Annotated in this window: 9 protein-coding genes; 4 read left to right on the forward strand and 5 right to left on the reverse strand. The window is 46.0% G+C overall.

Features of this window, described 5'->3' with window-relative positions; all coding sequences use genetic code 11:
• Window positions 1-44: 44 nt before the first annotated feature.
• Both H5336_RS08070 and H5336_RS08075 read left to right on the forward strand, forming a co-directional pair.
• Window positions 45-1748: a substrate-binding domain-containing protein gene (locus H5336_RS08070; RefSeq protein ID WP_185233141.1), complete on the forward strand. Its 1704-nt coding sequence runs from the start codon at window positions 45-47 to the stop codon at window positions 1746-1748.
• A complete protein-coding gene (locus tag H5336_RS08075; RefSeq protein ID WP_185233143.1) occupies window positions 1669-3690 on the forward strand; it encodes a coiled-coil domain-containing protein in 2022 nt (673 codons plus the stop codon). The genes H5336_RS08070 and H5336_RS08075 overlap by 80 nt, the downstream gene beginning before the upstream one ends.
• 37 nt (window positions 3691-3727) lie before the next feature.
• Here H5336_RS08075 and H5336_RS08080 read toward each other — a convergent pair whose 3' ends face one another.
• Complete coding sequence (locus tag H5336_RS08080) at window positions 3728-4861, reverse strand: HD-GYP domain-containing protein (protein WP_185233145.1); 1134 nt, start codon at window positions 4859-4861, stop codon at window positions 3728-3730.
• Between the two features lie 514 nt (window positions 4862-5375).
• Here H5336_RS08080 and H5336_RS08085 point away from each other — a divergent pair.
• A complete protein-coding gene (locus H5336_RS08085; RefSeq protein ID WP_185233147.1) occupies window positions 5376-7445 on the forward strand; it encodes an MltF family protein in 2070 nt (689 codons plus the stop codon).
• Here the strand turns inward: H5336_RS08085 and H5336_RS08090 are convergent.
• Window positions 7442-7726: a DUF2218 domain-containing protein gene (locus H5336_RS08090; protein WP_185233148.1), complete on the reverse strand. Its 285-nt coding sequence runs from the start codon at window positions 7724-7726 to the stop codon at window positions 7442-7444. The genes H5336_RS08085 and H5336_RS08090 overlap by 4 nt on opposite strands.
• A gap of 264 nt (window positions 7727-7990) precedes the next feature.
• Here H5336_RS08090 and H5336_RS08095 point away from each other — a divergent pair, with 264 nt between their 5' ends.
• Complete coding sequence (locus tag H5336_RS08095) at window positions 7991-8896, forward strand: helix-turn-helix transcriptional regulator (RefSeq protein WP_185233150.1); 906 nt, start codon at window positions 7991-7993, stop codon at window positions 8894-8896.
• A gap of 126 nt (window positions 8897-9022) precedes the next feature.
• Here H5336_RS08095 and H5336_RS08100 read toward each other — a convergent pair whose 3' ends face one another.
• The 3 genes from H5336_RS08100 to H5336_RS08110 are packed head-to-tail and all read right to left on the reverse strand — an operon-like array spanning window position 9023 to window position 15118.
• Window positions 9023-9802, reverse strand: a complete 780-nt coding sequence (locus H5336_RS08100; protein WP_185233151.1) for a 2,3-dihydro-2,3-dihydroxybenzoate dehydrogenase — start codon at window positions 9800-9802, stop codon at window positions 9023-9025.
• Entirely contained in the window at window positions 9792-14201 is a 4410-nt protein-coding gene (locus H5336_RS08105; RefSeq protein ID WP_185233152.1) for a non-ribosomal peptide synthetase, read from the reverse strand. The genes H5336_RS08100 and H5336_RS08105 overlap by 11 nt, the downstream gene beginning before the upstream one ends.
• Window positions 14201-15118: an isochorismatase gene (locus tag H5336_RS08110; RefSeq protein WP_185233154.1), complete on the reverse strand. Its 918-nt coding sequence runs from the start codon at window positions 15116-15118 to the stop codon at window positions 14201-14203. Before H5336_RS08110 ends, H5336_RS08105 begins: the two co-directional genes overlap by 1 nt.
• Window positions 15119-15128: the final 10 nt, after the last annotated feature.

Consider the following 15128-nt stretch of genomic DNA (forward strand, 5'->3'; position numbering starts at 1 on the left):
GATTCCCATCTATACTCAAATAAAAAATGCAGGTGTGTTTTCACATGTCCAAAAACAACAGCCATCGCATGTGCGTTGCGGTGTATACCCCCGAGGCGCAGGGGTTCTACTTTGGCGAACTGATTGGCCAACTACAGCAACTTTGCTTAGTCAAAGGGTACGGTTTTTCCCTTGTTAACACCAACGGTTACGGCAAGCACCAATCATCACTAGGCATCGACCGGAGCGACATCAGCATTATCCTGCGCAATGCCGTACACCCAAGCCTAGTTAAGGCCATGCGAAAAGCCGGAAAAGCGGTGGTATCCGTAGGTTTTGATTACTTCCCGCTAGATGTGCCCGTTGTAAGCTCTGATAACGCCTACGGTATAGAGCTTGCTTTCAATCACCTCATAAAAAATGGCCATCGGAAACTTGCCTACATGGGCGATATCAGTCAATTCGACCTGCGAAAGCGTTACGAAGCCTTTTGTGATCAGCACGAAATCAATAGCCTAGAACTTGCGGAAAACCAGATTTATGTTATTGACGACACCCTGTTTGAGGGGGGCTATACCGCCGCCAGGGAATTCATCACCCGTAACTGTGGTTCTACCGGCGTTATATGTGGCGCGGGGCTAACGGCGGTTGGGTTTTACACACAGCTGCAAGCGCAAAGCCCCACACACTTACAGCCACTCGAAATTGTCGCCTTCGACGCCCTGTCGGTATTTCACTTTACCACTGAAGATATCAGCGTTATCGACCAAAACCTTATTTTGCTTGCACACAAAGCAATTGAGATCGGCGAGAAAATCATCAAAAACAAAGACTATGAACGTCACGAGCTTGTTCTACCCAAACTTATGTGCGCCAGTGACGAACTCTACAAATCTGGTGATGCTTTTCTGGCAACCTCCCCAGAACTATCCGAGCTGTACAACCCAAATTACGTTAAAACACTAATGACGCATTTTTACGAATGGCCTCAAGCGATAGCAAAAAGTCGATTAGACAACATCATGATGCTCGAACCCCTGTTCCCAAGGCTAGTTAAAGAGGTGGTATTAGCGCGTATAACTCACTCAAAACACACGGGAATCGTCGCAAAAGTTATTCGTCATATAACCCATGACGGCATACATAAAACCCCAAAGGGTAGCCAAAATGGCTTATGCCGTTGCGAAGACTACCCCTGTGACTTTAACAACTTTCACGTTGCCAATTTTACCACTGCGATACACCAGCCCATTTGGGTTAACCGCAGGCTGTGGGGAGTTTTGAGTGTTTTTGGCAACAACAATTCGGTCTCAACAGAAGCCTCAAGCCTCACTGCGCTAAGCGGCTATTTGGGCCTAGTCGCTCGCTTTCTAGAATATGAGCTTACCCCCACCAGCCAATCACCGGAAAACGCCTCCACCCGCCCCGAGGAAAGTCCAACGGATGAAACCGAAACAGGGTCGATACATTGGCATATAACAGAGGCCATTCTACAGTGGGATCCACTGGCCATGAGCCTGCTGGGCTACGACAGCGAGCTAGAAAAACACGTCTACCAGCATATGGAGTTAGCTGATCGAATACATCCAGATGACGAATCCCAGTTAAAAAAACTGATGAAGAGCGCCGAAAACGAAGAGGCAAGTGCGACTCTACGGCTACTACACAAAAATAAGTCCTACCCCGTTTTTGACATTACCTGTCATAGAGGGGAGAAGCTGGAGGAATGTACATTTCATTTATCTCCAAGCGGTTCGAATCATGCTTGATTTCATTTCACAGATTAATTTTGGCCCTAGCCAAAACAATCTCATTTCTATACTTCTTTTTATAGTTCTAGCTTGCACTTTTGTAATTTTGTTTCTCACCCAAAAAATAGCTTTTTTACGTAAAAAAAAGCTCAGCAAAAACAAGACAGAAGAGGCACTAAAAGATTTTTTGTCCAGTCAGATCCATCAAACCCAAAACACTACGCGGCACAAAAAACGAAACCACTTCAAAAAGAAAGTGATGCAACTTCGTCACGCCTATTTGGCGATAGAAAGAAGCTGCCTCGACAGAGGTATTGACTCACAAGAATACTGGGAATTACTGCATAGCAAACTACGAAAGCTTATTGCTATTTACGAGAAAAGCAAATCCAATGGTATTATCGCCTACCTGAAGAAAAATATAGAATTATTACAGAGCCTCTTAGATAAGTGCCCAGAATCAAAAGGTAAAGATCAAGTAAAAACGGCACTTAAAAACCTGGTAAAAACCTGCGAATCAATGGAGGAAAACCCTGAAAGATTATCCGCTATAAACAGGAAAGTGTTAAAACTATTGGAGAAATTTAGCAACGAGCTCTATCGAGAAACCTCATACATTTCCGATTCTGGCGAAAACTATATAGCCAAAACGCACCATACCGTATCGAAAATCAAGGGCCACATCGACGCAATTAATTCCATATCAATTGATAAAACAAAAAACCAGGAAGAACAAATTCAAGGAAAAATGACAACACTTTCTGACACTAGCCAAGCGATGAAATCCAGAATCAAAGAGCTCGAAGACAACCTAAAATACGCACAAATAAAGCTAACCAGTCATATGTCTGAATATGACCAATCTAACCACAAAGAAACCGAAAACCTACGCCACGATATACACGACATTTCTGAAGAGATAATTGAAGCAAGCGAAAGGGAAATTGGCCGCCTAAATAAATTACTGGATGAAAAAAGAAATATAATAAATGAACTCGAAGAATCACTTAAAATCATAAAGCCCTCACCAGATAGTGGGAACACAGAAATCCATGAGACCATTAACCTATCGACTCAACGAGAAGAAGATATAGCTTTCCTCAAACGTAACTTACAAGAATCCGAGCAATGCATATGCCTTTTAGAGGGTGAGCTTGAAACGCTAAAAAAACGTACCCGAGAAGCCGGAGATCTAAAGAGTACGCCCATTAATGAAAATGAAATAAATGAGCTAACCAAAATTGTCAACAACTTAAAAATAGAGATAGTAGATTATGAATCTGCTTGGAAAGAAAAAAACATTTTAGTGAGCTATGTCCTCGAATGCTTGGATGCAAGCACAACGGAGGATGTATCTTTATCCATATATCAGTGCTTATTAGAAATGGGGTTTTCGTCGAACATATTGGTATACACTCCCGAAAGAACACTGGAAATAAATGAAGTAGGGGCCATTGCCAGCAAAGACAAATTGTTAGTGAACAGCATGCAAATTGGCGAAGTAAATCCCTCATCTGGCGACAAGCGCTTTCACTTTCGCTGGCAACATATAGGCGGCATTATCCGTCGCGAAGATTCTAATGCCATCACTGAAAAAGAAAAGGAAAATCTAGTAGAACTATCGCACCTAACGGATAAAATAATTCATAGAATACTGCAGGCGGGTCACCAAAAACAAAATAAGAGATCTCTCGAATCTGTTTGCAACTCTATAAAATATTTGACCCGCGAGCTAGATGAATCCTTCGAGCAGGTTTTTTCTAAAGTAGAAGGGAAAGTACACGACGGTTTTGGTCAATTACAAGACGTGGCCAGATCGTCTGGCGTGAATGCCGCTCACATTGCTAGCATAAAGAAATTGGAAGCCAGTGTTTCCGAAGAAATTATTGCCGAAAAACGCATCAAACTGCGAATGCATAAGTCCATGCTTAGCCTGCTGCAAAAAGTAGAAAAGCTTTAGGGCTAGATTCTAAATTTCTACATCATCTATTGGTAAACTACTCGTATATCCCACCAAAGCTCGTATCGCATTGATAGCATGCCAAAAAAGCGTCCACAATATAGGGGTCAAATTTTGTACATCGCCCACCCTTAATAACTTCAAGAGCCGCGTCCCGACCGGGTGAATAACGATAGGGCCTATCTGTAGACATGGCATCAAAAGTATCCGCAATAGCAATTATCTTGGCTTCCAAACATATTTCGTGCCCCACCCTACCACCCGGATAACCAGTACCATCCAGTCGTTCGTGGTGCTGTAAAATCATATCTTTAATTGACCATGGCAACACCACGGCTTCGAACATCAGTGCGCCCATAGTGGTATGCGTTTTTAGTAGATCATATTCCGGGCGGCTAAGCTCACCCGGCTTATTGAGTATCTCTGATGGCAACGCAATTTTCCCAATATCGTGAATCAAGCTTCCTACTTCAAGGCCCGTTAAGCGTTGATGATCCAGGCCCAATTCTTTGCCTATACAAGTAGAAATAACCGAAACATTGCGCATATGGTGACTGGTGTAAGAATCACGTAACTCCAGCGCTTTTGAAATTGCGCCCATTAAATTGACCAAAACCTCCTGGGTAGAACTGGCTTTAAACTGGGTAATCGAGGCTTTATTTCTATCAGCCATTTCGTTTGATTTTTCACACACCAATTCCCAGGCTGTGAGCGCCAGATAGTGTAATTTACTGGCATCCTTTTCCTGGTAAGGCTTCTCCAAAGCCGCAATACCCAGAACCCCCACTACTTCACCATCGTTTGATCTCAGCGCAATAACAACATGATGTTTATAACCATGAATGCCGCAAAAGGCATTATCCTTGCACTCCACAAGGTGGTAATTCTGTACGACAGCCTCACGGCGCTTGAAGCTGTCGTACCAAAGCTCTAGCAACGCAGGCGACATCGTAGCCCCTTTGGCGTCTTTATATTCGTTCAGGGCGATATTCGAACAATAACAACGAGAAAATTCAGCCTCTTTCGCATTGTAAAAAGCGATATAGCTGATGTCCCCAGGGGTCTTAATAGACAGGAACTCTAAGAATCCTTGATACAGGGATGACTCATCATAAAATTGCGTTTTTGATAGCTTTTCTAGGCTATTGGCAATTGGTATTAATCGAATCATGCCCCCTCCTGTTGATCCTTAAAGCTTCGCTCATTAAAGCGGTAAATACAAAATACCGGCTAGACAAATAGGCTATAGGCTAAGCCACAAAATATGTAGTTCTCATATATCAACACCCGTCCCTCACGCCCTACTAAGCATCAGCAGCCGCCCACTTGCTTTGGTTCTGTTTTGCTCTTTATTAGTGCACCTCATGTTGAGTTTTTTATGACCAACTGACTATGCCAAACTAGCACCTGTTGTATTCGTACGTAGGAGCCACGGCGTATTGACTCAACCTAGATACTGGCTCCGATCGACAAAAAATACGCCCACCCAAAACGTGATAAATATTTTGCGATTCAATCGTCCATCCGAATCGATGATGCTCCTTACGTTGATATGTGCATTGGGGGGATGGCGAGTACCCTTGTATAATGTTACGTTGCGAACAACCCTTGAATGAAAGTAAGTAATAAATGATTGTCAATTTAGGTAAAACAGTGCTGCAAATATTCTCACTTGTATTATTACTATGCTTGGCGGGCTGCAATCCATCGTCCGCCCCCCCACACCCTCCGAAACTACATCTGCAGAGACGCCGGCTACGGCGCCACCGGAAACCCAGTTCAAAAATTATCGGGAACTGGGCGATCTGAGCAGCCTAAAAAAACACAAGGTATTACGCATTCTTTCACCCCGCTGGGAAGACACAGGCCTACCGCGTGCAGGATTACCCTCTCATGGCTACAGAGAACTTGCAGATGAGCTTGCCGTACAGCTGGGCCTTCAAGTGCAATGGATTTTGGTCGACACCCATACGCAACTGATCGAAAAACTGGAACAAGGCTATGGCGACCTTATAGTTGGGCATTTAACGCAAACTCCGCTACGCGAACAACGTATTGCATTCAGCCTACCAATTTCGAATGCCGCAGAGAAAATTATTGGCGCGGCAACAGCTGACTTCAGTCAGCTAGAAAACCTAAAAGACAAACGCATTGCTGTAGGCAAGGGCTCCTCATTTGTAGAATCGCTAAACGCTTTTTCCACACAGAACAGCGAACTCAATATTGATATAGCCGAGCTGGAAACGGGCGATCCTGATGAGCAAATAGATTTGGTCAACGCTGGTGAGTACGACGCAACAGTGCTTGATCACAACATTGCAGAGTCTCTAGCAGAATACCGCAGCGATTTTTCGATTGGTCTTACCCTCGCTCAAAATCGCCCTATTGCCTGGGCAGTGCGCAAAAGTAATCCTTTTCTGCTTACGGCACTTAATCGTTTTTTAACTGAATCACAGATTATTCAAAGTCAATCAAAAATTTATACCGGTGACCTCGCTGAAATAAAAAAACGAAAGACTCTGCGCATGATTACCCGCAACAGCGCTATATCCTATTTTTTGTGGCGCGGTGAATTAATGGGTTACGAATACGATTTAATGAAAAAATTTGCCAAGCAGCAGGGACTGAGATTAGAAGTAAAAGTAGCACCCCCAGGCGCAGACATGATAGCCATGCTTAAGGCTGGCGAAGGTGATGTTATTGCCGCAAGCACTACAATAACGCCCGAGCGCCAAGCGCGAGGCATTGCGTTCACTCGCCACTATCATCGCGTGCAGGAACAGCTTCTCACTCACGTAAACGCCCTACCACTGCCAGACAAAGACGCCCTCAATAGCAGAACCCTCACCATAAAAGGCAGCCACGCCTATTGGCAAACAGCACAACAACTCTTGAACGAGGGGTACAACTTTACACTCGTTGAAGCCTCTTCAGATCAGACAACGTCCGATTTGATTTCAGCGGTCAACTTAGGCGAAGTAGATGCCACTATCGCTGACAGCCACCTCATTGCCGTTGAGCACAAATTTAACGATAACCTGCAGCCCGGTTTAAAGCTTGAACCCAAGCAATCTTTAGGGTGGGCGGTACGGCACAACAATCCCGAACTACTTGCCGCACTGAATCAATACATCAAAAAGAATTATCGCGGCCATTTTTTTAACGTTACTTACAACAAGTATTTCCGCAACGAAAAAAGAATTGATAGGTACCAAGGCCAACGGCTAACAGACTCTACACGACTGTCCCCATACGACGATCTAATCAAACCGCTGGCCGCCCAATACCACTTCGATTGGCGCATGCTGGTTTCACAAATGTACCAGGAAAGTAAATTTAACCCCAAGGCGAAATCCTTTGCCGGTGCCCTTGGCCTTTTCCAGGTGATGCCAAGAACGGCGCAGGAGTTGGGTGTTACTTTACCTCTCACTCCGGAAACAGGCATATACGCTGGGGTTAGCTATATGGATTGGACTCGTGACAGGTTTGAAAAAACACTGCCTCTCGATGAACGACTCTGGTTTGCCCTAGCCGCCTATAACGCCGGTTTCGGCCATGTTAACGATGCTCGTAGATTAGCCCGCCAACAAGGCTGGGACGGCAACAAATGGTTTAACAATGTCGAAAAAGCCATGTTACTTTTACAAAAACGTCAGTACTACAGTAAAGTCCGGTTCGGCTATGTGCGCGGTACCGAACCCGTGAACTACGTCAGACAAATTCGTGATCGCTACACGGCTTACCTGGCCCTTTAGACCGCTTGCCAGTCTAAAGCTTGCCCGCGCACTTCTTTCAGCAGGTAAATATGATCATTAATTACGCACTTTACCTTAGCTAACGACTCTTCGGAGTCGGCCTCGCAATTAAAATTCAGACGATTATCGATCGCTTCCATTACCGCCTTCCCCCAAGGAAAGTCGACCTTTGCTTGGGTTTCGGTGAATTCAACCGTGACTTTTCTGGCGAAGTGTTTACCCAACATCGTCATGTATTTTGCCGCTTTTTCTGAAACAACCGAACTTGATTCTTTATGCATGGGTGAGAATGCCCGCTATCCCTTTTCTTGCAACCACCCCTCCATATCAATGGAATAACCGAATGAAGTAGCTGCGTAATGTTAAGTATTAAAGCTAAACAGTTAACAAAATTGTTAACTCGAACAGCCCCTATATGCGAATGATTTGCATTTCCATATACTACCCGATACCATTCCTACCGCGCTCTTATTGTTTTATGCGCTTTCGTCAAAACTATATGGTGCTTCACCAAAAGTGTTTTAACCCTAACGGGAAATTATTCAATGGGTCGACTACCCGGCTTCGATACCCCCTCTAACACCCGCAATTCAGAAACCGCTTGTACGTCGGATCTGGACCTAACCCTGCTACAGGAAAAGGCACAGTACATTATCAATCAAAATCACACCGTTTCGCCGTTTCTTGTCTATGGAACAACCCCGTTACGCGTATCATTCTTACTTTTAACCGCGTCTCATTCACGCCAATATCTACAGCAGGATGGCATTCTTCAGAATTTCCAACTTGCTTTCAGCAGCAACCAAAACAACGATATTGCGGTTTACAGTAATACACACTTTGTTTTTATTACCCTAGCTTTCAGGTGGCTTTCGCAAAGATTCACAGGAAGCTCCAAACTCGACCATTTTGTTGTGCATAGACTCAGCGCTCAAACCAACCCCGAGCACTGCACTCTCGATAATCATTCGATCCTACTACCCACTGCGCGTGACATTCAGTTTTCCTCCGATCAGTGCTCCTCTCTCTTGCATTTGGAAAGCCAGGTACTACTTACACTTTCGGCCATTATTAATAAGCTCTACACAAACGTAAAAAATCGCCATTCCCGCTCGAACTTCCCTGCCACCAAGCGAAAAGCAGCGGCCAAAATTAAACACCATTTAGATGAATACTTTATAAAACCCAATACTCCCGCCCCGATAAAGCTGCAAAAAATCGCCGAAACACTCGGCATGAGTATCAGCACCGCACAACGAGAATTTAAAACGGCATTCGATAAAACCATTATTGAGTATGTGCGGAATCAACGATTAGAAAAAGCTAATGATCTATTACGCGGTGAGATGAGCATTGGAGAAGTAGCCTATATTGCCGGATACAACCATACGGCTAATTTTTCTATTGCTTTCAAAAAGTATTTTGGCGTTTCGCCAGGTGATGCCCACTAACACGCACGACTACCTGAGATATTTTGACAACACCCAACTGTCTCGGACCACGACTCGTTAGAGTCGCGAGCATGACGAATAGCTAGCGTCTCCAACAGACACAATCACAACAAATAAATTCAATCTTCACCCCAGCGTAGCACCGCCATCGACTTTCAGCGTCTCCATGGTGATATGGCTGGCCATATCCGACAGCATAAATAAAACCGTATTCGCCACCTGCTCTGTAGCGGCAATTCGCCCCAACGGAATACCGAGGCGATACTGCTCACTATTTCCACGCACTATTTTTTCGCTATCCGCTTCACTCTGCCACAACTGCCGTTGCATTTGAGTATTAGTGGAACCGGGCGCGACAATATTACAACGAATATTATCCTGCGCCACCTCCAAAGCCAGACACTTGAGCATCATCGTGGTGGCGGCTTTGGACGCCGCATAGGCACCCATGCCTATACGAGGAGTTAAAGACGCATTTGAACCCACCACAACAATCGCACCCGCTTTACGCACTTTCATTAAGCTCGCACTGGCTCGGCAGATATTCAGAGCACCAAAGGTATTCACATGAAAGGTGCTCAGCCAATCGTCTTCTGGCTGACTGAGTATTTCGCCCAAGCGAAATATTCCAGCACAGTGCGCAACAAAAGCAATGGGGCCAATAGTGCTCTCAATTGAATCTAGGCACGCATTGACCTCCGACGAATCAGCCACATCCAAGTGCCAGCGACAATAAGCATTGGTTCTTACTCCAGTTTTTGGTAGATCGGTAAACTGGGTATCCAATGCCACCACTTTTGCTCCCAACCGGTATAGGATGCTAGCAACCTCAAGGCCAATGCCCTGTGCCGCACCGGTCACTGCCGCTACGGCTCCGGCAAACTCCTGAAAATAATCATTCGGCATAGGCGGGTTCTTCCAGAGCAAATTGACAATACTTTTGGAAATGCTCACGAGTAATACGACTGAAAGGCTTATTTAGGCGGCCAAGCTCCACACACGTATCACCGGACAGCATGTCACCCATTTGCAAGTCCACACCGCGTTCCGCCGCCTGTTTTTTGTGATGAAAAAACGCCACCAACGCAAGCTCCGACTCACCTTCCGATTGCGAGAGTGTTTGACACCACTCAGGCACACTTACCACATCAAACCCATAGCCTTCTTCACGCAACCATTGAAACATCTTTTTGAAGCCTACCCTGTGTTCGCCCACCAAATTGACGACACGACCAAACCCTTCACTTGCACAGGCCGCAAGCATAATGTCCACAACTTCATTTACCGGTGTCCACGGCTCCTCTACATTCAAGTCAGGTAAAACTTGATGTTTTAGACCCAGCGACAGTATTTGCCACACCAAATCATTACCTTTAACAAAACCATTGGAAAAACGGCCGGTTATGCGGCCCAGACGAAACAAACGTGCATCGACACCATTTTGTACAGCACGTTCTACTAGGTTCTCGGCCGCCCATTTACTTTGCTGGTAACCATCAAGAAGCCCTTCGTGGTAAGCCATAAAATCTTCGGTTAAATTCCCCTGATTTTTAGGTGGCGTAACCGCAACCGTGGAACAGTGCTGAAAAGCAATGCCATAGCGAGCGGCGGCCAGTAGTAATTCACCGGTTGCTAGAGTATTGGCCTTTGCCAATGAAGAATAATCACGCGTAACACTAATTACCGCCGCCACATGAAAAATATGCGACACCTGAGAAAAAATGGCTTGCTCTTGATTATTGACCATACCGAAACTGGGCTTGCTGATATCCGCCGCAAAAACGACCAAACGACAGCTTAGATCCGCTTTCTCACTTTGCGACAAGCTGACATGAAACTCCCGACACGCTCCGTAAAAGCGTTCCAAAGCAGCATCATTGTTGTCTGCTCGAATAAAACAAAAGATGCGCCCCGGTGTGTGAGACAGCAATGCCATCACCATATGCACACCCACAAACCCCGTTGCCCCCGTTACCAATACATTGCCCATTGGCCTTAAGGAATTACCTGCGGGCACATTGATCTGCGCTTTTAACCTTTGCTCAAATTTTTCACAATCGGCTATTACCTGTTGTTTTGCTCGATCATGGGAAGGCACGGCATTCTCCTTACCCCTCTTGCCCCCCAGTACGGCACGGCTCATGGCTTCTAGTGTTGGATTTTGAAAAAGCAGCGTGCCGTTTACAGGCGCGCCGGTGATCTGGCATAGCTTGTTCGCCAGTTGAATAACCTGTATGGATTCTCCACCTAGGTTAAAAAAATTATCGTCGGCCTGATACTCTTGCGCTCCTAACAACTGTGTCCAAAGCTCACGCATTTGGCTAAATTCATCATTCCCCTGTATAAGCTGGTCATTTTTTTTTGAAGACTCAGAGAGTTTTTTTCTATCTACCTTGCCAGAACCGGTTAACGGGTATGCTTCTACATAGTGCATCGACTTGGGTAACATCACCTGCGGCAACGTTTGCGCAAGCGCTTCTCGCAGAGCTACTAAATTACGCAGCTCCGAGCCCTCACAGACAATCAGGTGAGCAACAATATGTACACCGGTTGAAAATTTTTGTGCCGTTACCACCGCCTGTTGAATGCCCGCTAAATTCTCCAGCGCCATTTCAATTTCCTGCGGGGCAATGCGATGGCCGCTGACTTTTATTTCATTGTCTACACGCCCCAAATAGACCAAACGGTTATCGCCCGTCAGTACCACGCGGTCACCCGTGCGGTAGCCGCGCAACGGTTGCTCGCACCAGGGTAAATACACGTGTATAAACGGTGCTTGCGTCACCTTGCTGCCAATGTAGCCCTGAGCCAAGCCTGCGCCAGTCAGTACCAGCTCACCACTTTCGCCCCTGGGTAAAACGCGCATCCGCGCATCCACTACCGCCAGTGCACGACCATGTAATGGCCCGCCGATGGCCACATCCGTTTGCTTTTCTGAATACTTGTGCAGCGGTTCCACCGTTGCAACAACCGTCGCTTCGGTAGGGCCATAGGAATTGAATAATTGCACATGCCCTTCAATACGTTTTTGCCAGGCCAAAATAACTTCTCGCTTTACCGCTTCGCCGCCAAGAATTACAGTGTTAATAGCTTTAGGGAAAACCAGTGATTGGTTTTCCATCGCAGCAACCATTTCGTGCCAGTATGCTGTTGGTAAATCGAGCAACGTAACTCGCCACTTTTGACAAAGCGATAAAAAAGTGTGCGTAGAATCGAGCATATCGTCGGTACGAATGACCAAAGTGCCACCTACACTTAAAGTACAGAAGATTTCTTCAATGCACGCATCAAAATGCAGGGGCGCAAACTGCAGAACGCGATCGTTGGCTAAAAATCCATAGTGGCGTACCGCTGCCGAAACGAATTGTTGTGCAGCTTCATACCCAATAGCGACGCCTTTAGGTCGACCGCTAGAACCAGAGGTGTAAACAATATAGCAAGTATCACTCTGACTGAAGCGATGGTGGTCTATTATTTTTCCGCCTTGAGCGAACGAAGTCCGCGCAGTAATTTTCGAATTCTGCACAACCATAACATCGGCAATATCACCGTAATCGTTAACCGCTTCAGAAACATCCGCAAGAATCAGGTCAACCTGAGCATCCTCAAAAATAATTCGGTTACGCTTTTTCGGCGCGCCGCAATCGACAAAAATAAACGTAGCGCGCAATGCAATACAAGCCAAGCTCGCCACAATCGCACTAACACCACGGGGGAGAACAAGAGCACATCGCGCACCGTCACCAATCTGCAATTTTTCCAGCTGAGCGGAAAACTGCTCAACTTTTTTTACCAACTCAGCGTAGCTAAAGCACTGCCCCTTATGCTCAATGGCCGGCTGATTGGGCGATAGTTGGCTAATATTCTTCACCCGCAGCCAAAAATTCAAATCGGAATCCGCAAGATGTTGTTTGGGAAACTGCTTTGCTGGCATCCAAGATAAAGGTACGGGGTCAAATTTTACCGGCTGGCTCAATTCACTGATATCGCATGTTAGCTCGGCCACCAGCTCTTCCGCGACCTGATGCAATAACGATTGCGTGTAGCGATTTGGATTAGCATCTACGGTTAACGCTAAACTCTGGTCGGCATTAACACTAAACGCGAAGCTAATGTCTTCTACCGGTCCGGCCGAAAGATTAATATAGGACAGATTCAATCCACCCACGGTAGCGCGGCGGGTAAAAGGCATAATGTTAACCACCGGTCCCCACACATTTTCATCAGCCATCCATTTATCTTTTCGAGCAAGTGCACGCAGGGCTTCGTAACGATAATAATGAAATGGTCGATCCCGCTTAAACTGCTCAGCTATATTTTTAGCGCAGCTCAACACGCTATCACCCGCCGCCATGTGGGCGACCAAGGGTGTAATATTCATTGCCATCATCGGCACGTTCACACTGCAACTACCCATACGCGACATAAGCGGTAAGCCCAAAACCTGATGACTGCAACCCGTATGCCTGCACAACAATAGGGTGAGAGCGGACAAAACCAGGTCGGGCCACGTCACTCCAGCATCGCGGGCAGCCTGCTGTAACTGTCTGTAGGTATGCGTGGGCAGTCGCTGGCGAGCACGAATAAATGATTTATCATATTCACCTTTAGATGCAGAAAAACTGTGGGGAGGCTGGTGCCCGGAGAGATGTGCTCGCCAATAGTCTTCAGTTTCTTGGTATTGGGGCAACGCCACTTGGCTATTTGCTTCGAGCACTGCAGCACGGTAATCCCCAAATAGTGGCTCAGGTAAGTGCCTACCTTCGTAGGTTTTTAGAATGGCATCGATAAGTAGCGAAAAACCAAAACCATCAATCGCAATATGATGAATTTTTATAAATAGGTAACAGCTGTTCTGATCTGTGGTGAGCAACGCTAGCTGGTAGAGCTCCCCATTGCCAATATTAAGAGGGTTTCGCAACTGATCACTTACCCATTTCGATATCTCAGTGGGTAATTCGGTAGGTAACGCGGTAGACGCGTTAACTTGTAACGCTGATATCGAGCCAACACTAGGATCTTCCATCAAAGAAAAATGGTGTTTTATGATAGAACAGCGCCTTTGTGTAAGCGGTACGATTTCCTGTAGCGGTTGAGCAACACTGAAGCGTACATTCAAGCCATCAGCAACGTTAAAAACAGCCTCAACACAACCCGCCAATCGCTGCAAATCAACACGCCCCTCAATGCGAATACACTCGGCCGTATTATAGCGGGGGCTGGACGCATCCATTTGCTGGCCCATCCATATCCCCTGTTGCGCGGGTGTCAGCCCCAACGCAGTTCTCCCATCGACAGCATCCATCAGGCAACAACCTCAACCGGCATTCGCATTACGGCTTCAGCTTCTCGCTGTAAAATGGCCGACCAGCTTTCAATCGTCATTGTGCTAGCGAATTCGGAAAAATCCAGGGTTACGCCTTCGGCTTGCCAAACTTCAAGTAAGGTAATCAAACGAATGGAGTCCAAACCGTAATCCAGTAGGTTTTCATTGGTAGGAATGACATCGGGGGTTTCGTAAATAATATCGGCTACACATTTTCGAATAGCTGTATGCGAATAGAAAGCGGTGTCGGCCTGGAGTTTAACTGCACTACCGGCAGTAAGCGTGGATACATCAGTGACTACGCCACAGCGTTTAGCTACATAGTCCAGCGTGTACTGGTGGTCTTCCAGCGAAAAATCGCCAATAGCATCGGCGACAATAAAGGGCTGGTAATCGAGCATAAAGGCTTCGAGAGCCGTGGACAAAATGCCTATATGGCCGTACACACCCACTATAATTATCTGATCGCGATTTGAGGCTCTCAACCATTTGTCGAAATTATTTTTCTTAAACGCACTGTAGCGCCATTTCGTAAAATTCTTGTCGTCTGCTACGGGAGCAAGCCCCGAGACAATACCGGTTACGTCTGGATCATCATTCAAGCCACCCCCCCAAAAATCGGTTAGTAGCGCGCGCTCTTCTGGATTCTGGTTTCCCGGCTGGGCCGTATAAGCACAGGGTATACCGTTACTTGCACACCAATTTTTTAATTGCTGTATCTGAACAATAAGCTTGGAAACAAAAGCGGAATCATTACCGTAAAAATTGACAAAATAACGTTGCATATCGTGTATCAACAATACTGCACGACTCGGATCCACTTGCCATCCAGGCTTGTTGCTTTGGTTACACACAATTTGATTTAAAGTATATTCAGGTAGAGCGGGAATACTCATGGGTTTCCTT

Origin of the sequence: Teredinibacter franksiae (assembly GCF_014218805.1) — a bacterium.
In the GTDB taxonomy this organism is placed as follows: domain Bacteria; phylum Pseudomonadota; class Gammaproteobacteria; order Pseudomonadales; family Cellvibrionaceae; genus Teredinibacter; species Teredinibacter franksiae.